Annotated in this window: 20 protein-coding genes; 16 read left to right on the top strand and 4 right to left on the bottom strand. The window is 68.4% G+C overall.

Translation table 11 applies throughout. The features are described 5' to 3' along the window. Positions 1-76 precede the first annotated feature (76 nt). Positions 77-628, top strand: coding sequence for a hypothetical protein (locus tag Ahu01nite_RS09240; protein WP_203836031.1), 552 nt, complete (start codon positions 77-79; stop codon positions 626-628). 151 nt (positions 629-779) lie between these two features. On the opposite strand, the gene Ahu01nite_RS09235 is transcribed toward Ahu01nite_RS09240, so the two are convergent. After that, on the bottom strand, positions 780-2690 hold the full coding sequence (locus Ahu01nite_RS09235; protein WP_203836030.1) for an APC family permease: 1911 nt from the start codon (positions 2688-2690) through the stop codon (positions 780-782). Between the two features lie 62 nt (positions 2691-2752). Further along, positions 2753-3391: a GOLPH3/VPS74 family protein gene (locus Ahu01nite_RS09230; protein ID WP_203836029.1), complete on the bottom strand. Its 639-nt coding sequence runs from the start codon at positions 3389-3391 to the stop codon at positions 2753-2755. Positions 3392-3610: 219 nt separating this feature from the next. Between Ahu01nite_RS09230 and Ahu01nite_RS09225 the strand changes: the two genes are divergently transcribed. The 4 genes from Ahu01nite_RS09225 to Ahu01nite_RS09210 all read left to right on the top strand — a co-directional run bounded on the left by Ahu01nite_RS09225 (position 3611) and on the right by Ahu01nite_RS09210 (position 6647). Next, complete coding sequence (locus Ahu01nite_RS09225) at positions 3611-4462, top strand: helix-turn-helix domain-containing protein (RefSeq protein ID WP_244876079.1); 852 nt, start codon at positions 3611-3613, stop codon at positions 4460-4462. Between the two features lie 50 nt (positions 4463-4512). Next, positions 4513-4728, top strand: a complete 216-nt coding sequence (locus tag Ahu01nite_RS09220) for a DUF397 domain-containing protein (RefSeq protein ID WP_203836027.1) — start codon at positions 4513-4515, stop codon at positions 4726-4728. 298 nt (positions 4729-5026) lie between these two features. Then, a complete protein-coding gene (locus Ahu01nite_RS09215; RefSeq protein ID WP_203836026.1) occupies positions 5027-6151 on the top strand; it encodes a type III PLP-dependent enzyme in 1125 nt (374 codons plus the stop codon). A 43-nt stretch (positions 6152-6194) separates the two neighbouring features. Beyond that, positions 6195-6647, top strand: coding sequence for a DUF5709 domain-containing protein (locus Ahu01nite_RS09210; protein WP_203836025.1), 453 nt, complete (start codon positions 6195-6197; stop codon positions 6645-6647). Positions 6648-6768: 121 nt separating this feature from the next. On the opposite strand, the gene Ahu01nite_RS51650 is transcribed toward Ahu01nite_RS09210, so the two are convergent. Further along, on the bottom strand, positions 6769-7899 hold the full coding sequence (locus Ahu01nite_RS51650) for an NAD(P)-binding domain-containing protein (protein ID WP_203836024.1): 1131 nt from the start codon (positions 7897-7899) through the stop codon (positions 6769-6771). Positions 7900-8049: 150 nt separating this feature from the next. Here Ahu01nite_RS51650 and Ahu01nite_RS09200 point away from each other — a divergent pair, with 150 nt between their 5' ends. Then, positions 8050-8610, top strand: a complete 561-nt coding sequence (locus Ahu01nite_RS09200; protein WP_203836023.1) for a TetR/AcrR family transcriptional regulator — start codon at positions 8050-8052, stop codon at positions 8608-8610. Between the two features lie 78 nt (positions 8611-8688). Continuing rightward, the gene (locus tag Ahu01nite_RS09195; protein ID WP_203836022.1) at positions 8689-9642 is read left to right on the top strand and encodes an ABC transporter substrate-binding protein; all 954 of its coding nucleotides are present in this window, start codon (positions 8689-8691) and stop codon (positions 9640-9642) included. A 66-nt stretch (positions 9643-9708) separates the two neighbouring features. Here the strand turns inward: Ahu01nite_RS09195 and Ahu01nite_RS09190 are convergent, their stop codons facing one another. Continuing rightward, entirely contained in the window at positions 9709-10191 is a 483-nt protein-coding gene (locus tag Ahu01nite_RS09190) for a MarR family winged helix-turn-helix transcriptional regulator (RefSeq protein WP_203836021.1), read from the bottom strand. Positions 10192-10309: 118 nt separating this feature from the next. On the opposite strand from Ahu01nite_RS09190, the gene Ahu01nite_RS09185 reads away from it, so the two are divergent. The 9 genes from Ahu01nite_RS09185 to Ahu01nite_RS09145 all read left to right on the top strand — a co-directional run bounded on the left by Ahu01nite_RS09185 (position 10310) and on the right by Ahu01nite_RS09145 (position 19386). Next, entirely contained in the window at positions 10310-10945 is a 636-nt protein-coding gene (locus Ahu01nite_RS09185) for an FMN-dependent NADH-azoreductase (RefSeq protein ID WP_203836020.1), read from the top strand. Between the two features lie 250 nt (positions 10946-11195). Continuing rightward, complete coding sequence (locus Ahu01nite_RS09180) at positions 11196-12632, top strand: gamma-aminobutyraldehyde dehydrogenase (protein WP_239158732.1); 1437 nt, start codon at positions 11196-11198, stop codon at positions 12630-12632. A gap of 14 nt (positions 12633-12646) precedes the next feature. After that, positions 12647-13756 carry an ABC transporter ATP-binding protein gene (locus tag Ahu01nite_RS09175; protein ID WP_203836018.1) on the top strand — a complete coding sequence of 370 codons (1110 nt, stop codon included), beginning with the start codon at positions 12647-12649 and terminating at the stop codon, positions 13754-13756. After that, the gene (locus tag Ahu01nite_RS09170; protein ID WP_307794518.1) at positions 13753-14964 is read left to right on the top strand and encodes an extracellular solute-binding protein; all 1212 of its coding nucleotides are present in this window, start codon (positions 13753-13755) and stop codon (positions 14962-14964) included. Before Ahu01nite_RS09175 ends, Ahu01nite_RS09170 begins: the two co-directional genes overlap by 4 nt. Positions 14965-14969: 5 nt before the next feature. Continuing rightward, the gene (locus tag Ahu01nite_RS09165; RefSeq protein WP_203836017.1) at positions 14970-15824 is read left to right on the top strand and encodes an ABC transporter permease; all 855 of its coding nucleotides are present in this window, start codon (positions 14970-14972) and stop codon (positions 15822-15824) included. Further along, positions 15821-16591 carry an ABC transporter permease gene (locus Ahu01nite_RS09160; RefSeq protein WP_203836016.1) on the top strand — a complete coding sequence of 257 codons (771 nt, stop codon included), beginning with the start codon at positions 15821-15823 and terminating at the stop codon, positions 16589-16591. The genes Ahu01nite_RS09165 and Ahu01nite_RS09160 overlap by 4 nt, the downstream gene beginning before the upstream one ends. Next, the gene (locus Ahu01nite_RS09155) at positions 16581-17942 is read left to right on the top strand and encodes an NAD(P)/FAD-dependent oxidoreductase (protein WP_239158731.1); all 1362 of its coding nucleotides are present in this window, start codon (positions 16581-16583) and stop codon (positions 17940-17942) included. Before Ahu01nite_RS09160 ends, Ahu01nite_RS09155 begins: the two co-directional genes overlap by 11 nt. Positions 17943-17990: 48 nt before the next feature. Further along, positions 17991-18377 (top strand): nitroreductase family deazaflavin-dependent oxidoreductase, encoded by a 387-nt coding sequence (locus Ahu01nite_RS09150; protein WP_203836015.1) that lies wholly within the window; start codon positions 17991-17993, stop codon positions 18375-18377. A 322-nt stretch (positions 18378-18699) separates the two neighbouring features. Continuing rightward, positions 18700-19386: a hypothetical protein gene (locus tag Ahu01nite_RS09145; RefSeq protein WP_203836014.1), complete on the top strand. Its 687-nt coding sequence runs from the start codon at positions 18700-18702 to the stop codon at positions 19384-19386. The last annotated feature ends 57 nt before the right edge of the window (positions 19387-19443 follow it).

Genomic DNA, 19443 nt, shown 5'->3' with positions numbered 1-19443 from the left:
CGAATCACTCTCCGTACGCTGATGGCACACAGCCCATCGATCGGCTTGAACCCTTCAGCGCATCGGGGAGCATCGCATGGTTATCAAGGTTGTCGAGCAGATCAACGACGACGAGCTCATCGAGACCGCGTGGAAGATGTACGAGGAATCGTTCCGGGGCCTCAACGCCCTGGCGGTCCAGCGTCACCTCATGTTCCAGAACGAGTTCGATGAGGTCATGCGGGACGGACGGGTGCAGAAGTACCTGAGCCTCGACGACGAGGGCACCCTGGTCGGGATGTCGACCTACACCAACGACCTCGACGCGATGCCGCTGATCTCACCGCAGTACTTCGAGAAGCGGTGGCCGGAGCTCTACGCCCAGCACAAGATCTGGTACTGCGGCTTCGTGGCCGTGCTGCCGACCGGCCGCGCGAACTCGTCCTTCTCCGACCTGGTGGAGGCGATGTACCTGTTCGCGGCGGCGCAGAACGGCATCATCGGACTTGACTTCTGCGGCCACAACGACGAGATCCGCAAGATGAGCCGGGTCATCCGGATCATGTTGCACCGCTTCTCCGGCAACTGCGAGGCGGAGATGATGGACGCCCAGCAGTTCTGGATCTACCAGTTCCCGCAGGCGGCCTGACCCCCACTCAGGCTTCGGACACGCCGCTGACCGCCCGCCGCTTCGACCGGATCCGAGCTCTTGGGGGGGCTGGCGGATCCCGGTCGGCACGGAGATCTCCTTTCGTGTCGGGACCGGCGGGCGGTTCGGCGTGTTTCCACGGAATCAAGCTCTACTTCCAGCGCGAGGGCTCCGGCGGGGTCTCCCAGCGCGACGGCTCGGGCGAGCCCTCCCACTGCGCCTGCGGCGGCGGTCCGGACGGCGCCGGCGGGCCCTGCGGTTCCCAGGGTGACTGCTCCGGGTACGGCTGGGGCTGGTCCTGGTACGGCGGGCGTTGCTCGTACGGCTGGTCCGGATACGACCCGCCCTGGTACGACTGGCCCGGATACGACTGGCCCGGATACGACTGGCCCGGATACGACTGGCCCGGGTACTGGCCCGGCTGCGGCGGCTGGCCCTGATGGGACGGGCCCTGATGCGACTGGCCCGGCTGGAGCTGGCCCGGCACCGGTTGCTGGTGCTGCTGTTGCTGCATCTCCCGGCCGGCGGCCAGCATCGCGCGGGCACTGAGCGCCTCCGGGTGCGAGCCCGAGTTGCTGTTCTTGACCCGCGGGGCGTCCACCAGGGCCCGGCCCTCGGTGCCCCGGCCGATCGCGGCGTACACCTCCGGCCGGCCCGCCCGCATCGCCATCGCCCAGCCGAAGCCGAAGAGCGCGAAGAGCAGGTACCCGGTCGGGAAGAGCCAGTGGTAGATCGACCCCGACTCGACCTGCAGCAGGTCGCCGAGCCCGTAGATCGTCGCCGCCAGGATCACGCTGAGCAGCACGAACGCGGTGATCGGGGCGACCTTGGCGCGCCACCTGTTCTCCTGGTGGCGGTGCCGGACGAAGAACATCACCACCGCCGCCGACGCGCTCCACATCAGGATGAGCACGCCCAGCCCGCCGACCACGGTCAGCCACGCGAACAGGTAGACCAGCGGGTCGGCGCCGGTGAGACGGTAGATCACCAGCACGACCAGGGCGAGCACGCTCTGGGTGATCGAGCCGACGATCGGCGCCCCGGTCCGCGGGTGGGTGTATCCCCAGGCGCGGGGCAGGACCCCTTCACGACCGAGGGCGAACTGGTAGCGCGAGACCGCCGCGTGGAAGGCGAGCAGCGCGGCGAAGATACTCGTCATGAAGAGCACATAGCCGATGTTGATCAGCGCCTCGGGCACGTGCGGGCTGACCAGGTTGAAGATCAGGTCGGTCGAGTCGGCGTTGGCGGCTGCGACGATGGTGCGCGGGCCGGCGCCGACGGACATCGCCCACGCGGAGAGCCCGCAGAGCAGGCCGGCGAGGATGACCGCGAGGTGCGTCGCCCGGGCGATCGTCTTCTTCGGGTCCTTCGCCTCCTCCGAGAGCACGACCGTGGCCTCGAACCCGACGAAGCCGCCGATGGCGAGCACCATCATCGCCGCGACCTCGGGCGTGAAGACCTGCACCGGGTTCAGTGTCGAGAAGTCGACCGAACCGGTGGCAGGGTTCGCGACCATCACCGCGTCGTAGATCAGCACGATGACGATCTCGAGGACCAGCAGGACGGCGAGCACCTTGCCGCTGAGGTCGATCCAGAGCAGGCCGAGCACCGAGACCAGCACCCACGCCACGATCGCGCAGGTGAACCAGCCGGCTGTGATGCCGAGCCCGCCGAGAACCCCCGAGGCGACCACCCCGAACAGACCGAACAGACCGATCTGCATCAACGCGTACGCGGGGAGCGCGACGAACGCGGCACCCACGCCCGGAATGCGTCCCAGCCCGTGACTGATGTACGAGTAGAACGCGCCGGAGTTGACGATGTGGCGGCTCATCGCGACGAACCCGACCGTGAAGATCGACAGGATCGCCGCGACGACGAGATAGACCACCGGGACAGCGGTGTTCCCGACCACCGCGTAGATAGTGGTGATGGCCCCGATCACCACGGTGAGCGGAGCGGCACCCGCCACGCCGAAGAAGAACACCGAAGGAACGCCGAGCCGGTTTCGGGCCAGAGCGGTCGAAACGATGTCCGGCTCGGACGAGTCCTTACGCGCCATCAAGAGCCTCCCAGCCCATTGATCGAAGTTGTCCCGCCGGCGGTGATGACGACCGACCGGACTCACCGCCTACCGACGGCGAGCACGGAACCGACGGACGACTCGGTGTGCTCGATGAGCTGACGAAAATCCTCGGGCAGCGACCCGATGGCGGTGGGCAGCTGGGTGAGGGCCTGCCGGTGGACCTCGAAGTCCCACAGCACGAACCGGGTGAGCCCGGTCGCGACGACCAGACCGGCCAGGAGCCGGTCGCTGGTCGACATCTCCAGGCCACGGACCATGATGTTGGCCAGCCGCATCGGCGCCCACGCCGCCGCGTTACGCTGCGCCTCATTATTGGGCATGTAGAAGGTATGGGTCGAAAGCATCCGCCGGCGAGTCACCGATTCCACCGCACCGGAACGCATCAGCCGCTCCCCTACCCGTTCCGGCGCATCCTGCGACAGATACGCGAGCCAGGTTCGGACATCGCGGTGCTGCGGCTGAGCGATGAGCAGTTCGAGTACAGAATGCGACAACGAGTCCCTAGGTGGTTGACGACTCTCGATGCGCAAGTCACCGTCGAAGATGCGCAACCGCCCTTCGAGCACTAGCTCACCCAACAGGGCGGCGGCGAGCCCCAGGCCGGTGGCCCGGGGATGCAGACGTGACCGGCCGGTACGGTCCTCATGTGCGATCAGGAAGAACTGGTCAGCCAGCACGCCGCCACTCCTTAGGACAACATCGACAGGACAACATCGACGCGATTTGTCGACGAGGCAACTACCTGTATAGAAGGCAATAACTCGCTGTCGGAAGCATCATGTACCCACCTCCGAGGTCAATGCAAGAAGTACTAGACTCGGAATCCACTCGTGATGTCCACCATGGATCATGGGTGTCAGTAGGCCGGGTATCGACGCCTCAAGATCGAGGGAGTCATGGTGTCCACAGACGAGGGACCCACGCTGCGCCGACGCCGTTTGGGGACGGAGTTGAAACGTTGTCGCGAGCGCGCGGGGCTGACCCAGGAAAGCGTCTCGCGGCATTTCGAGTGGCACGCCGCGAAGGTCACGCGCATCGAGACGGCGCGGGTCGCGGTCACCCCTCGTGACGTCCGTGACCTGCTGACCCTTTACGGGATCGATGACGAACAGTATCGGGAAGCACTGCTCGAGCTGGCTCGGTCGTCGAAGCAGAAGACCTGGTGGACCGACTACCGGGACATCATGCGGCCGGGCAACTTTGTCGGCCTCGAGGCCGAGGCGTCGTCACTGCGCGCCTGGGAACCCATCATCGTGCCTGGATTGCTCCAGACTGAGGCATATATCCGGGCGTTGATGCGGACCGGGCGCTCATGGGATCCGCCGGCGCAGATGGATCGTCGAGTCGCGCTGCGGCTCAAGCGGCAGAGCCGGCTCAGCGGGGCGAATCCGCTCGAGCTCACCGCGATCATCGACGAGTCGGTGGTGCGACGCTCCGTAGGCGGACCCGAGGTGATGGACGACCAACTTCGCCATCTCATCGATATGGCTAAATTACCCAACGTGACATTGCAGGTCCTCCCGTTCGATGCCGGAGAACACCCGTTCCTTGGTGGCTCAGCAGCACTTTTGGAGTTCCGGGAGACCACTCATTTGGATGTAGTTTACTTGGAGGGGCTTGCGGGCGACCTCTACGAAGAGCAACATTCAGAGGTCGCCCGTTACCGTGCGGAGTTCGAGCGACTGAGCACAAGGGCACTGGAACCCAGGTTGACCCTTAAGATGATCGAAAGCCTCCTACGCGCGTAGGAGGCTGACGTACGCACGCACAATCGCATATCGAAGGGAGGTGTGTGGTCATGTCGACGCATCATCTCAACGCTGCCGTCTGGAAAAAGAGCAGTCGCAGCAACGGAAACGGCGGCAACAACTGTGTCGAGGTCGCAATCCTCGACACAGCCGTTGCCGTGCGTGACAGCAAGAACCCTTCGGGTCCCGCTCTCGTCTTCAACCCGGCGCATTGGTCCGAGTTCTTGAACTCGGCCAAGGACGGCGAGTTTGATATCAACCGCTGAGAGACGTTACCGATCGGCACGCACAGACGGGAAGTAGATACGCTAGGTAAACTTCCCGTAGCTCCAAGATCCAATTTAAGATAGTGCAAAGCCCCTGATCAGGAGCTTTGCACAATGCATTCGGGGCGCCTCCTGCCGGGGGCGCCCCGAACTGCAGTACAGGCCTCGCTGCAATTTGCAGATGATCAATGCCAATTCGATCTCCATGCGCGCAGGTCATAGCCCTTATCGACGATCGAGTGCATACTGATGGCGCACTCTCCGCATTGACGAGACCACTTAGCGTAAGGGGCCTTCGTTGCGCCAGTCTTCCGCCATCGTCGCCACTCCCGCACCCACCCGCGCCGTCCACCCCGGACCCGTGCTCGAGATGCGAGCCAGCCGCATCGTCGCAGCTCTCGACGGTTTCCGGACGGCCTTCCCCGGCATCCGCCCGTTCTACGCGACCAAGTGCAACACCCACCCCGGCGTGCTCAGCACGCTGCACAACGCCGGGGCCGGTTTCGAGGTCGCCTCCGTCCAGGAGGTCGACCTGCTCCGCGAGACCGGCGTCCAGCCCTGCGACATGCTCTTCAGCAACCCCGTGCGGGCCCGCGAGCAGACCGCGAGGGCCGCGGAGGCCGGCGTCTACCGGTTCAGCGTCGACTCCTACGAGGAGGTGCGCCGGGTCGCCGAGGAGGCCCCCGGGAGCTGCGTCTACGCCCGCCTGATCACCGCCGGGGACGACAGCGTCGTCCCGAGCGAGGGAAAGTTCGGTGTGGACGCGGCCGGTGCGGTCAGCCTGCTGGTCCAGGCCCGCGAGCTCGGCCTCACGCCGTACGGCATCACGTTCCACATGGGATCGCAGTCGCTGCATCCCGGGGCACTCGACCGGCCCCTGCGTGAGGTCGCGGCGATCATGGAGAGACTCTCGCAGGTGGGCATCACGCTGCAGATGGTCGACATCGGCGGCGGGTTCCCGGCCCGCTACGACGAGCCGGTGCCCGCCCTCGAACTGTTCGGCCGGGTCGCCGCGGCGGGCATCGCGCGGTTGCCGTACCCCGTGGAGGTCTTCGCCGAACCGGGCCGCGCCCTGGTCGCCGAGGCCGGGACGTTCCGCTGCCGGGTCATCGGTGTCGCCGAGCGCCCGTCCGGCTGGTGGGCCCACACCGACCTGGGCGTCTTCCACGGCCTGATGGAGGTCCTGGAGTCCGGTGGCAATCTTCACTATCCGATCCACGACACCCGGGGCCTGCGCCTGCGCCGCTGTTTCCATCTCACCGGGCCGACCTGCGACAGCCAGGACACCTGGGCCCGCAACGTCCTGCTCTCCGCCGACCTGCGCGAGGGCGACGAGCTCCTCGTCAGCTCCGCAGGCGCCTACACCAGCGTCTACGCCTCCCGCTTCAACGGTTTCGCGCCGCCGCGGGTGGTCATGATCTAGAACCCCGCTAGGGTCTGAGGTCGACCACGACCGGGGAGAACCTATGACCGACTACGACCGCGAAGACGAGTGGGACGCCGTGGAGGACGACGGCGTCCTGGACTCCAAGGACACGCTCGACGACAACCGCGTCGGTGACCCGCTGGACGTGGGCTACGAACCGGCCGACGCGTACGCGGGCGCCGACCGCTTCGGCACCACCGCTGCCGAGGCCCGCCAGGGCGAATCCCTCGACCAGCTCCTCAGCGAGGAGGAGCCGGACATCGACCCCTACGCCGACGACGACTCGGACGAGGACGAGCTCATCCGCCGCGGCGACGACAGCGAGCCCCGCTCGGGCCGCCTCATCGCCGACGACGAGGGCCTCGGCCCCGACGAGGAAGCCGAATCGGTCGCCTACGACGCCGGCATCGACTCCGGCGCCGCCAGCGCCGAGGAGGCCGCCATCCACATCGTCGACGACCCCGACAGCCAGGGCACCGGCCCGCGCCTCTGACCTCGGCCCCTGGCCGTTGGACCCCTGACCAGGGGCCTGCGGTGACAACCACGCCCGGTCGTTGCGAAAGCTGCAACGGCCGGGCTGGTTTGTACCCCGTTCTGTTCCAGGATTTTGTGCACTATCCGATGAATCTGCGCGACATCGGCTGCTGGTTGACCGCGTGCTGGAGCCAGCCGTGGAGGTCCTCGAGGTGCCAGGTGCGGACGATGCGGCCGTGGTTGATCTGGTGGAACTCGTGGATGGTGATCGAGCTGGGTTTGCCGGTCGCGGGAACGCCGAGGAACTCGCCGCGGTGGATGCCGGTCAGTTCCGCGCGGACCGCGACCCGGCCCGATGAGCCGATGATGTCGTGCAGGACGACTTTTGCGTCCGCGAAGCTCGTGTGGAACTGCTCGATGATCGGCTTCAGGCCCGCCGGGCCGGGGCGCTGGCCCGGGGCTGAGGGGATGTCCTCCCAGCCGGGCGCGAGCACGTCGTCGAGGAGGTCGGGTTCGCCGCCGACCGCGCGGTAGAGCGTCTCGACGAGCCGGCGCTCCTCGTCGGTGGCCCCGTAGACAGCCGGGCCGTCGTGGGCGGCGGGTGCAGCTGCGGCGAGGAGTGTTTTCAGGATGGCGGCGGAGGCGGGGCGGCCGGGGGCGGTGAACATGCCGGCCGGGTTGAGGTAGGCGTGGTGGGCCGGGGTGCCGGGGGCGAAGCGGCGGCTCTCGGGGAGGGGGCCGGCGTCGTGGGTGTCGTAGCCGAGGGTGTTGAGCAGGGCCGTGACCGTTGTCTTGGCGGTGGGGTCGTTGCCGGCGACGGGCAGGGCGCTGCGGTCGGGGGCGCCGGACGGGCGGCCGAGGGTGGCGAGGTGTTTGAAGAAGATGTTGTTGAAGGCCTTGACGACGTACGCCTCCGGCAGGTGTTCCTGGAGCAGGTCACCGGCCGTGGTGGTGCCGTCCTCGATCCCGGCGAAACGGCCGTCGCGGTCGGGGTTGTAGTTGGTGGTGTCGATGACGATCTTGCCGCGCAGGGGTCCGGCGGGGATCTCGGGGAAGGCCTTCAGCGGGATCGTCGCCACGACGATGTCCCCCGCCTGTGCGGCCTCGTCCACCGTTGCCGCGCGGGCCCGCGGTCCGAGCTGTGCGGCCAGGTCCTGCAGCGTCTCGGGGCCGCGGCTGTTGCTCAGCACGACGTCGTGGCCCGCATCCACGGCCAGGCGCGCGAGCGTGCCGCCGATTTTTCCGCTGCCGATGAAACCGATCGTGGTCATGTGTTGTCCTTCGGTATGCCCACAAGTCAAGGAGTGCCTTGACTTTAGCGAAGGGGTCCCTGCGTTTGTCAAGAACGTAGAATTCGGCAGAAGCAGGAGCCCGGCACGGGCAGGGGTATGGGTTCTGCAGGAGCAGGGAGATCAGGGGCGATGACCGAAACGCGCGTCACCGTGCGCCGCCCGCAGCGGGCCGATGCCCGGCGTAACTTCGATGCGCTGCTCGACGCCGCCCGGGAGGTGTTCGCCGCCGATGGTGCCGGGGCATCGCTGGAGGGGGTCGCGCGGCGGGCCGGGGTCAACATCGCGACGCTCTACCGGAACTTCCCCACCCGTCAGCATCTGTTCGAGGCCGTCTATCTCGACGAGGTCGAGGCGCTGGCCCGGGTCGCCGCCGAACGGGACGACCTGGATCCGTGGGAGGCGCTGGAGACGTGGTTGCGGCAGTTTGTCAGTTACGCGACCACCAAGAAGGCCGTCTACGACGCGATCGCGCACAACGAGGCGATGTTCGTGACGTGCCGCGACATCATCCACGCTGCAGGGCGGCCGTTGCTCAAGCGGGCCCAGGAGGCCGGTGCCGCCCGGGGCGACGTGAGCTTCGACGACGTGTTGTTCCTGGTCAACGGGGTCAGCGGGGCGAACTTCGTGCAGGAGGCCCAGCGGGACCGGGTGCTCGCCATGGCGCTGGACGGGGTCCGGGCGCGCGGCTGAGTTCCGTCCCTTCGACGGGGATCTCTGGCCGTTCTGCCAGCCTGACACCGCAGGTGGGGGACGGTAGCGTGCGGCGCTGTGACCAAACGGATCCTCGGCGTGTTCGCTGTTGTGCTGCTGCTCGCTGCCGGGGCGGGGTGCACATCGGACGATCCGGCGCCGCAGGCCGGGCCCGACAGGATCAGTCTCGGGGTCATTCCGATCGTGGACGTGGCCCCCGCGTACCTGGGGAAGGCCAAGGGGTTCTTCTCGAAGCGGGGCATCGAGCTGACCATGGTCCCGGAGCAGGGTGGCGCGCCGATCGTGCAGGGCGTGCTGAGCGGAAAGTACGCGTTCGGGTTCAGCAACGCGACCTCGTTGATCGCGGCGACGGCCGGGGGTGCGCCGCTCAAGGCCGTCGCCAACGGGGTGGCGTCGACCGGGCGGCCGGGGCGGGACTTCTCCGCCGTCGTGGTGCGGGACGGGAGCTCGATCCGGACGGCGAAGGATCTGGCGGGCAGGAAGATCGCCGTGAACACGCTGAAGAACCTGGGCGACACCACCATCCGGCAGTCGGTACGCAAGGACGGCGGCGACCCGGGCCACATCGATTTCGAGGCGATGCCGTTCTCGGCGATGCCCGCCGCGCTGCAGGCCGGCAAGGTCGACGCCGCGTGGGTGGTGGAGCCGCAGCTGTCCGAGGCGCTGACCCAGGGATCGCAGGTGGTGGCGTCGAACTATGTCGACACGGCGCCGGACCTGACCGTGGCGCTGTACTTCGCCGGGACCGCGCTCCTCGGCAAGGACCCTGACCTGGTCGCACGGTTCACCGCGGCGATCGACGAGTCGCTCGCCTACGCGGCGGCGCATCCGGACGAGGTCCGCGACATCATCGGGACCTACACGCCGATCACGGACGTGGTGCGGACCGCGATGATCCTGCCGAACTGGCCGCACGACATCAACCGCGGCTCGTTGCAGCGCCTCGCCACCCTGGGCACCGAGGACGGCATCTTCACCGGCACGCCGCAGCTCGACCAACTGCTGCCGTAGCCGGGGCGGGCAGAGGCCCGTCCGGCACGAGACGGGCCGGCACCGGACGAGTCAGCACCGGACGGGTCAGCAGGAGATGGGGTTCTGCTCGACGTTGCGGGCGACCTGGCAGCCGACCTGGCGGACCACCTCGATCTGCTCCTTGCTCAGCCCGTCGATCACGTAGCGGCGGACGGCGGCCACGTGCCCGGGGGCCGCCGCGACGACGAGGTCCCAGCCGGCGTCGGTGAGCACGGCGACGGTGAAGCGGGCGTTCTCCGGGTCGGGCTCACGGCGTAGCAGGCCGCGGGTCTCGAGCCGCTTGACGACGTTGGAGAGCCGGGAGAGCGAGCTGTTGACCATGCTCGCCAGCTCGCTCATCCGCAGTGTGCGGCCCTCGGTCATGGAGAGGCCGCTCAGCGCCATGTAGTCGAACAGGGTCAGGTTGTTGTCGCGTAGGAGCTGGGCGTCGAGCGCGGACGGCAACTTGAAGATCAGGCTCGCCAGCGCCAGCCACGCGGCGCGCTCATCACCCTCGAGCCACTGGGTCTCTTCCTGCTCCTGCTGCATACCCGCAAGCCTACGACCCGGGAACACCTGCGAAAGTGACGGATCTCGCATTGAGTTCAATCTTGAAGTCAGCGTGCTACCTTCTAGCTTCAAGGTTGAACCGAGAGAGGAAATCCCCGTGACGCTGTTCCGGCTGGACGCCAGTATTCGTGTTGAGGGCTCCGCGAGCCGCGAGATCGCGGACATCGTCGAGCAGGAGTGGCTCGCCGCCCACCCCGGTGACGCCATCGAGCGCCGGCACATCGGCACCGAGCCGATCCCCGCCACCTACTGGGCCGCCGCCGTCAACGCGCCCTACACCCCCGAGGCCGACCGCACGCAGGAGCAGGTCGCCGCGGCCGCGCTCGCCGAGACGCTGGTCGACGAGCTGCTCGCCGCCGACGCGATCCTGTTCGCCGTGCCGCTCTACAACTTCGGGCCGTCGCAGCACATCAAGGCGTACATCGACCTGGTCGGCACGTCGCCGCGGGTCGCCAGCGGGCCGTTCCTCGCCGGCAAGAAGGTCGTGCTCGCCACCGTGCGCGGCGGCGCGTACGGCGAGGGCACCCCGCGCCACGGCTGGGACCACTCGACGCCGTTCCTGAAGCGCATCCTCGCCGACTCGTGGGGCGCGGACGTGACCGTGGTCGAGCGCGAGTTCACCCTCGTCGGCGTGAACCCGGCCCTCGACGACTTCAAGGACCTCGCCGCCCAGATGCACGCCGGCGCCGTCGAGTCCGCCCGCGAGGCCGGCAAGGTGCTCGGCGCACTCTGATCCCTTCCGCGAGACAGCGCCCACCCCACGGGGGTGGGCGCTCCCGTTCCACCACCCCGCCGTCGCCCCTGGCCGGACTGAAGGCTCGTTTTTCGTTTTACGAGCCCGGAAAGACGGTGGATTGCGCAGCCGCGCGGACGGCGTACGGCTGATTCCGTTTCGTTCTTGAAAAATGCTTCGGATTTGCTTGTCTCCACGGCTCGGCGTGTGTCAAGGTCCCTCCACGCCGACCGGGGAGGGTCCGACTACGTTGAGTGAAGCGCTGCCCGTCCTGCGGAATTTCGTCGCGGGGTCCTATGCCGAGCCCGCCGACGGGCGCACGTCGCCGGTCATCGATCCGAGCACCGGCGGGACGTACGCGCACGCACCGGTCTCGACCGCCGAGGACGTCGACGCCGCGATGGCAGCCGCCGCGTCCGGCTTCGAGACCTGGCGCGACGCGACCCCGGCCGACCGCCAGCGCGCCCTGCTGCGGATCGCCGACGCCGTCGAGGCCCGGGCCGAGGAGATCATCGCCGCGGAGTGCCGCGACACCGGAAAACCCATCGAGGCGACCCGGCAGGAGGAGATGGCACCGCTCCTCGACGAGCTGCGTTTCTTCGCCGGTGCCGCCCGTGTCCTCGAGGGCCGTTCGGCCGGCGAATATCTTCGTGACCACACGTCCTGGGTGCGACGCGAGCCGATCGGTGTCTGCGCGCAGGTGACGCCGTGGAACTATCCGATGGTCATGGCGGTGTGGAAGTTCGCACCCGCGATCGCCGCCGGCAACGCCGTCGTGCTCAAGCCCTCCGAGACCACCCCGGTGACGACGCTGCTGCTCGCGGAGATCGCCGCGGAGTTCCTGCCGCCGGGTGTGCTCAACGTCGTGTGTGGCGATCGCGACACCGGCCGGGCGCTGGTCGCGCACCCGCTCCCCCAGCTCGTCTCGATCACCGGTTCCACCCGCGCGGGCATGGAGGTCGCCGCGGGTGCCGCCGCCGACCTCAAGAAGGTCCATCTCGAGCTGGGCGGCAAGGCACCGGTGATCGTGTTCGACGACGTGGACATCGCGTCCGCCGCGTCCGCCATCGCCGGGGCCGGTTACTTCAACGCGGGTCAGGACTGCACCGCCGCGACCCGGGTGCTGGTGCACGCGCGGATCGCCGACGACTTCACCGCCGCGCTGGCCGACGCCGCGAAGAACACCGTGGTCGGTGGGCCCGGCGATCCGGAGGCGTTCTTCGGGCCGGTCAACAACGCCGACCAGCTGGGCCGGGTGCAGGGTTTCCTGGCCCGGGCGCCGGAGCACGCGGAGGTCGTCACCGGCGGGCGCCGGATCGGTGACCGCGGCTACTTCGTCGAGCCGACCGTCGTCGCCGGTCTGCTGCAGCGCGACGAGATGATCCAGGACGAGGTCTTCGGGCCGGTGATCACCGTGCAGCGCTTCGACGACGAGGACACGGCCGTGCGGTGGGCCAACGACGTGCGGTTCGGGCTGAGCGCCAGCGTCTGGACGCGTGACCACGGCCGCGCGATGCGGGTCTCGCGGCGCCTCGACTTCGGTGCCGTCTGGATCAACACCCACCTGCCGTTCGTGTCCGAGATGCCGCACGGCGGGTTCGGGCACTCCGGCTATGGCAAGGACCTCTCGATGTACGGCTTCGAGGAATACACCCGCATCAAGCACGTGATGAGCTACCTCGGCTGAAGTAAGGATCATCCATGAGCGATACGGCCGCGATCGAGCTCGTCGGCGTACACAAGGACTTCCTCTCCCACGGTGACACGGTGCAGGCCGTCAAGCCGACCGATCTCGCCGTGGGACAGGGCGAGTTCTTCTCCCTGCTCGGCCCGTCGGGCTGCGGGAAGACCACGACCATGCGGATGATCGCCGGGTTCGAGGAGCCCAGCGGCGGCACCGTGTTCCTGGACGGCAACGATGTCACCGGGGTCGCGCCGCACAAACGGGACGTCAACATGGTGTTCCAGTCGTATGCGTTGTTCCCGCACCTGACCGCGTACCAAAATGTGGCTTTCGGTCTGGAGCGCAAGAAGGTCGCCAAGGATGAGATCCGCCGCCGGGTCGGCGAGATGCTGGAGATCGTGTCGCTGACCGGCATGGAGAAACGCTCCCCCCGCGAGATGTCCGGCGGTCAGCAGCAGCGGGTCGCGCTGGCCCGGGCCCTGGTGAACGGGCCGCGGGCGCTGCTGCTCGACGAGCCCCTCGGCGCGCTCGACCTCAAACTGCGCCAGCAGATGCAGATCGAGCTCAAACGCATCCAGCGCGAGGTCGGCATCACGTTCGTCTACGTCACCCACGACCAGGGCGAGGCGCTGACCATGTCGGACCGCATCGCGGTGATGGAGGGCGGGCGCATCGACCAGCTCGGGACGCCGCGCGAGATCTACGAGAAGCCCGCGACCCGGTTCGTGGCCGGCTTCATCGGCACCTCCAACCTCCTCGACGGCTCGGTGGACTCAATCTCCGGCGGCGTCGCCCTGCTCGTCTTCGCCCCGGAGGAGAAGGTGCTGGTTCCGGTCCCACCGTCGGTCACCGACGGCACAAAGCTCGAGATTTCCGTACGCCCGGAGAAGATCGACCTGAGCCGCGACGCACCCGCCGCCGCCGATTGCAGCGTGCTCACCGGCACCGTCCGCGAGGTCGTCTATCACGGCACCTCCACGAACTACACGGTCAGGACGTCCGCCGGCGCCGACCTCGTCGTGTTCGACCAGAACGCGTACTCCGCCGAGGACCTGGCCGGACCCGGCGACCGCGTGTACCTGACCTGGAGCCCGCAGCACTCGTACCCGATCGGAGTCCGACCGTGACCGACCCTTCCTTGATCCGTGGCCTGACCAACCGTCGCGACGTTCTGAAGATGTCCGGGCTCGCGGGCCTCGGCATGGCCCTCGCCGCGTGCGGGGTGAAGGGCAAGGGCTCCCCCGGTGCCAGCGCCCCCGCCGCCGACGCGGTGGCGAAGTTCTGGGCCGGCAGGACCAGCAACGGCAAGCTGAACTTCGCGAACTGGCCGCTCTACATGGACCCCAAGCACCCGGAGCTGACGAAGTTCACGGCGGCGACCGGCGTGCAGGTGAAGTACGAAGAGGTCATCCAGGAGATGGGTCCCTGGTTCGCGAAGGTGCAGCCGCAGCTCGCCGCGGGTCAGGACATCGGGTACGACCTGATGGTCATCACCAACGGCATCCAGTTCAAGCAGTTCCGCGACTCCGGGTTCCTCGCGCCGCTGGACCACTCGAAGCTGACCAACTACGTGGCGAACGCCGATCCCGCGTACGCCAAGGAGGCCTTCGACCCGGGGAACGTGTACTCGATCCCGTGGACGTCGGGGATCACCGGCATCGCGTACGACGAGAAGAAGACCGGGCGCCCGATCACCTCGATCGCCGACCTGTTCGACCCGGCGTTCAAGGGCAAGGTCGGCATGTTCTCCGACACCTCGGAGCTCGGCAACTTCGGGCTCATGGCGCTCGGCGTCAACCCGGAGAAGTCGACCGCCGAGGACTGGAAGAAGGCGGCCGCCAAGCTCAAGGAGCAGAAGAGCCAGGGCATCCTGCGCAACTACTACGACCAGAGCTACATCGACGCGCTCGGCAAGGGCGAGGTGTGGATCACCCAGGCCTGGTCGGGTGACGTCTTCCAGAAGAACGTGTCCGACGGTACGGATTTCAAGTTCGTGATCCCCTCCGAGGGCGGCACGATCTGGACGGACAACTTCGCCATCCCGATCACCGCCAAGAATCCCCTCGACGCGATCAAGCTCATGGACTTCTTCTACGACGTCACGAACGCCGCGACGCTCGCCGAATACATCAACTTCGTGTGCCCGGTGCCGGCCGCGCAGGAGCAGATCAAGAAGGACGCCGCCACGAACCCCGATCTGGCGGCGGTCGCGGCGAGCCCGCTCGTCTTCCCGGGTGCCGCCGACTACGCGAAGCTGCACTACTACCGCGAGTTCGCCACCGAGGCCGAGCACCAGGAGTACCAGTCCATCTTCGAACCCGTCGTCCTGAGCTGACGCCGATGCGCCACCGTCTCGCGCCCTACCTGCTGGTCCTGCCCGGCGGGCTCTGGCTGCTGCTGTTCTTCGTCGTCCCGATGGTGACGATGCTGTCGCTGTCGCTGCAGGAGGGCGATGTCGTCAACGGGTACGTCCTGACGGGTCACTGGCAGACGTACGTGGACGCCATCACCAACTACCGCGTCCAGCTCGTGCGGTCGCTGATCTACGGGGCGATCACGACGGTGCTGCTGATCGTCGCGGCGTTCCCGGTGGCGTACTTCATCGCGTTCTACGGCCGGCGCCGCAAGGCGACGTTGCTGTTCCTGCTGCTGCTGCCGTTCTTCGTGTCGTTCGTGCTGCGGACGATCTCGTGGCGCTACATCCTCACCGACGAGGGCATCCTGCTCGGGCCGCTGAAGGACGCCGGGCTGCTGGCCGACAGCTTCCACATCCTCGGTACGCCGGTCGCGGTCATCCTCGGGCTGGTCTACAACTTCCTGCCCTTCATGGTGCTGCCGATCTATGTCGCGCTGGAACGCATCGACCCGCGGGTGGTCGAGGCCGCCCGCGACCTGTACGCGTCCCCGCTGGTCGCCTTCCGCAGGGTCGTCTTCCCCCTGGCGCTCCCCGGTGTCTTCGCCGGCGTCCTGATGACGTTCGTGCCGGCCAGCTCCGACTACGTCAACTCGGCGGTGCTGGGCAGCTCGTCGACCACGATGATCGGCCAGGTGATCCAGTCGCAGTACCTGGTCAGTTCCAACTACCCGACGGCGTCGGCGCTGAGCTTCACGCTGATGGCGGTGCTGCTCATCGGCGTCTTCGCCTACGCCCGGGCGCTCGGCACCGAGGACGTCATGAAGGTGGCCGCCCGATGAGGATCCTGCGCGCCTACACCTGGCTCGTGATCGCGTGGCTGACGCTGCCGGTCCTGGTCATGATCGTGTTCGGTTTCAACGACACCCCCGGGCGCTACAACCAGACCTGGGACGGCTTCACCCTCAAGTGGTACGGCAAGGTGTTCGCCCTCGACGAGCTCACGAAGGCCCTGGTCGTCTCGCTGGTCGTCGCCGTCCTCACGATGCTGATCGCCGGCGCGCTGGGCACCGGCATCGGGTACGCCCTGGGCCGCTACCGGTTCCGCGGCTCCGGCACGATCAACCTGATCATGTTCGCCACGATGTCGTCCCCCGAGCTGGTCATGGGCGCGTCGTTGCTGACGCTGTTCGTGTCGCTCGGCGTCGGCCTCGGCGCGGCCACCATCACCATCGCGCACGTGATGTTCTCCATCTCGTTCGTGGCGGTCGTGGTCCGCGCCCGCGTGCTGACCCTGGACCGCTCCATCGAGGAGGCCGCCGCGGACCTCGGCGCGAACGGCTGGACCACGTTCTGGCGCGTCACGTTCCCGCTGATCCTGCCGGCCGTCGGCTCGGGCATGCTGCTGGCGTTCGCGCTGAGCATCGACGACTTCGTGGTCACCAACTTCACCGCGGGCACCACGACCACGTTCCCGCTCTGGATCTGGGGCGCGACCCGGGTCGGGCTGCCCCCGCAGGTCAACGTGATGGGCACCCTGATCTTCCTGGTGGGCGTCCTGATCGCGGTCGGCACCACGATCCGCGCCAGGTCCCATCGTGCCGGCTGACGCGTCCCCCACTCCCTACTGGCTCGATCAGGACGCCGCCCCCGCGGCGCTGGACCCGCTCGTGGGGGCCACCACGGCCGATCTCGCGGTGATCGGCGCCGGGTACAGCGGGCTGTGGACGGCGCTGCTCGCCAAGGAACGCGACCCCGGACGCGACGTCGTGGTGCTCGAGGCGGGGACGGCGGGCTGGGCGGCGTCGGGGCGCAACGGCGGGTTCTGCTCGGCGAGCCTCACGCACGGCTTCGACAACGGGCTGTCACGCTTCCCGGACGAGATGGACACGCTCGAACGGCTCGGACGGCGCAATCTCGACGAGATCGAGGAGGCCGTCGGGCGGTACGGGATCTCGTGCGGCTTTGAGCGTACGGGCGAACTGCATGTCGCGACCGAGCCCTGGCAATTGGCCTCCCTCGCCACCCTGCGGGACCGGGGCCTGCAGTTCCTCGACCGCGACGAGGTCCGGGCCGAGATCGACTCCCCCACCTATCTCGGCGGGGTCTGGGACCGTGACGGATGCGCCATGGTCGACCCGGCCCGGCTGGTGTGGGGGCTGCGTGACGCGTGCCTGTCGCTGGGGGTGCGGTTCTACGAGAACACGCGGGTCGACCGGATCGTCGCCGGCGGGGGCGGGCTGCGGCTGCACACGCTGCGGGGGCAGGTCTCCGCGGCCCGGGTGGCGCTCGCGACCGGAGCGCACACCAATCTGCTGCGGCGGCTTCAGCACTACGTGATCCCGGTCTATGACTATGCGCTGATGACGGAGCCACTCAGCGCCGCGCAGCTCGCATCCATCGGGTGGCGGCACCGGCAGGGGGTCGGCGACTCCGGCAACCAGTTCCACTACTACCGGCTGACCAGCGACAACCGGATCCTGTGGGGCGGCTACGACGCCGTCTACTACCGGGGCGGGCGGATCATCTCGGACCACGATCAGCGGGAGGCCACGTTCGCGCTGCTCGCGCGGCACTTCACGGAGACGTTCCCGCAGCTCGCCGACGTGGCTTTCACCCACAAGTGGGGCGGGGTCATCGACGCGTGCAGCCGGTTCAGCTCCTTCTTCGGTACGGCGTTCGGCGGGCGGCTCGCGTACGCCGCCGGGTACACGGGGCTGGGCGTCGGGGCCACGCGGTTCGGGGCCAACGTGATGCTCGATCTGCTCAGCGGGCGGCGTACCCCCCTGACATCTTTGCAGTTGGTCCGCACCAAGCCGGTGCCGTTCCCGCCGGAGCCGGTGCGCTCCGGGGTCATCCAGCTGACCCGCTGGTCGATCGCCCAGGCCGACCGGCACGACGGGCGGCGCAACCTGTGGCTGCGGACACTCGACAAGGTCGGCCTCGGCTTCGACTCCTAGTCCCGCATCTCCTATAGGTTGAGTTCCTACGGGAGAGAGGAATCGGCCATGAGCGAGCAGAGCGCCACCGCGCTGGCACAGGACCGGGTCATCGACATCACCACCATCGGGCGACGGTCCGGGTCGCCGAGCCGGATCGAGATCTGGTTCCACCGCGTCGACGGCCGTTACTACATCACCGGCACCCCCGGCCGGCCCCGGGACTGGTACGCCAACCTCGTCGCCAACCCCGCCTTCACCTTCCACCTCAAGCAGTCCGCCACCGCCGACCTGCCGGCCACCGCGCGCCCCGTCACCGACCCGGGCGAGCGCGAGCAGGTCTTCACCGCCCTGCTCACCCCGCTCCACGAGATCACCAGCCGGCCGGGGCACGCACCCGAGTTCTGGATCGCGGGCAGCCCCCTCGTCGAGGTCACCTTCCCGCCGTACGGCTAAAGCCGGTGGCCGGGCTGCCGATGCGGTGGCCGTGATCCCCGCACCGCGCCGACATTCCCGCGTCATCGCGGCCGCGGCCGTCGTCTCGCTGGCCGCAGTCGGCGGTGTCGTCGCCGTCCGGAGCATGCGCCGCGCTCGGGCGGCCACGCCGGCCCCGGCCGCACCAACCCCCGGCGCTCGCGGGGGTGATCCGGGCCATCCCCCCGGCGGCTGCGACACCCCCGCCCGCTCCCCGGGCGATCTCCCGGGAGCTCCCGGGCGGTCCCCAGGCGCTCCTGGGCGGTCCCGGACCCGGAGGGGACGGCTGTCGGCTGCGCTGATCGTGGCCGTTGTCGTGGGCGTCGCCGTTGTTGCCGGCATCGGGACGGTCGTGACCCGGGCCGGGCACTCCCCGGCGGTCGACGCCCCGGGCATCGTTGCCGGGCGATCGTCATGGCCTGACTGGTCGCCGACCTCATCGCCGGTGCTGCCCGCCGCGCCGGTTTTCCCTGCCGCTCCTGCGCGTACGCCCGATCCGCTTCCGGTCTGGGATGCGCCGGCGCCGGTGTCGGTGGACGAGGCGCTGCCGGTCAGCGGGGACGTGCTCATGCGCGGTGACTCCGGCGAGCGGATGGGAATCTCGATCATGGGCGTCGAGGACCCGGCGGTCCTGACGTTCACCCGCCAGCCGTTAGACAAGGAGCTCGAACCGGCGGCCGGCTACCGGCTGGTCGCGGTCCGGGTGCTGGTCCAGAACGAGGGCCCGGTCCCTTTCCTGCCCACCGTCGAGAAGCACACGTGGCTCATCGACTCCAAGGGGCGCAAATACGCGCGCAACACCGTCATGACGAAGGCTCAGGACACTCGCCCGCTCACCCGGCTCCAACCGCCCGACCCCGGCTCCAGCGGGCGGTACGCGGCGGCGCGGATGATCGTCTTCCAGATCCGGAACGGCGTCCGGCCCGTCCGGTTCCGCCTGAGCCTGCACCCCGGCATGGCCAGGAAGACCCAGGACTGGCTGGTGCGGTAACCGTCCGGAGCCGCTGATCCCGGAGGTAGGCGCGGGCGCGGGCCGCCACCCGGCCCG

The organism is Winogradskya humida, from assembly GCF_016862215.1.
Taxonomy (GTDB): domain Bacteria; phylum Actinomycetota; class Actinomycetes; order Mycobacteriales; family Micromonosporaceae; genus Actinoplanes; species Actinoplanes humidus.
The sequence above is the reverse complement of the archived record's forward strand: the minus strand, read 5'-3'. Positions and strand labels throughout refer to the sequence as shown.

Coding starts and splice junctions, on each gene's coding strand:
- Ahu01nite_RS09240 (WP_203836031.1), top strand. CDS start 77: ATGGTTATCAAGGTTGTCGAGCAGATCAACGACGACGAGCTCATCGAG.
- Ahu01nite_RS09225 (WP_244876079.1), top strand. CDS start 3,611: ATGGTGTCCACAGACGAGGGACCCACGCTGCGCCGACGCCGTTTGGGG.
- Ahu01nite_RS09160 (WP_203836016.1), top strand. CDS start 15,821: ATGAGGATCCTGCGCGCCTACACCTGGCTCGTGATCGCGTGGCTGACG.
- Ahu01nite_RS09165 (WP_203836017.1), top strand. CDS start 14,970: ATGCGCCACCGTCTCGCGCCCTACCTGCTGGTCCTGCCCGGCGGGCTC.
- Ahu01nite_RS09175 (WP_203836018.1), top strand. CDS start 12,647: ATGAGCGATACGGCCGCGATCGAGCTCGTCGGCGTACACAAGGACTTC.
- Ahu01nite_RS09200 (WP_203836023.1), top strand. CDS start 8,050: ATGACCGAAACGCGCGTCACCGTGCGCCGCCCGCAGCGGGCCGATGCC.
- Ahu01nite_RS09220 (WP_203836027.1), top strand. CDS start 4,513: ATGTCGACGCATCATCTCAACGCTGCCGTCTGGAAAAAGAGCAGTCGC.
- Ahu01nite_RS09190 (WP_203836021.1), bottom strand. CDS start 10,191: ATGCAGCAGGAGCAGGAAGAGACCCAGTGGCTCGAGGGTGATGAGCGC.
- Ahu01nite_RS09210 (WP_203836025.1), top strand. CDS start 6,195: ATGACCGACTACGACCGCGAAGACGAGTGGGACGCCGTGGAGGACGAC.
- Ahu01nite_RS09235 (WP_203836030.1), bottom strand. CDS start 2,690: ATGGCGCGTAAGGACTCGTCCGAGCCGGACATCGTTTCGACCGCTCTG.
- Ahu01nite_RS09150 (WP_203836015.1), top strand. CDS start 17,991: ATGAGCGAGCAGAGCGCCACCGCGCTGGCACAGGACCGGGTCATCGAC.
- Ahu01nite_RS51650 (WP_203836024.1), bottom strand. CDS start 7,899: ATGACCACGATCGGTTTCATCGGCAGCGGAAAAATCGGCGGCACGCTC.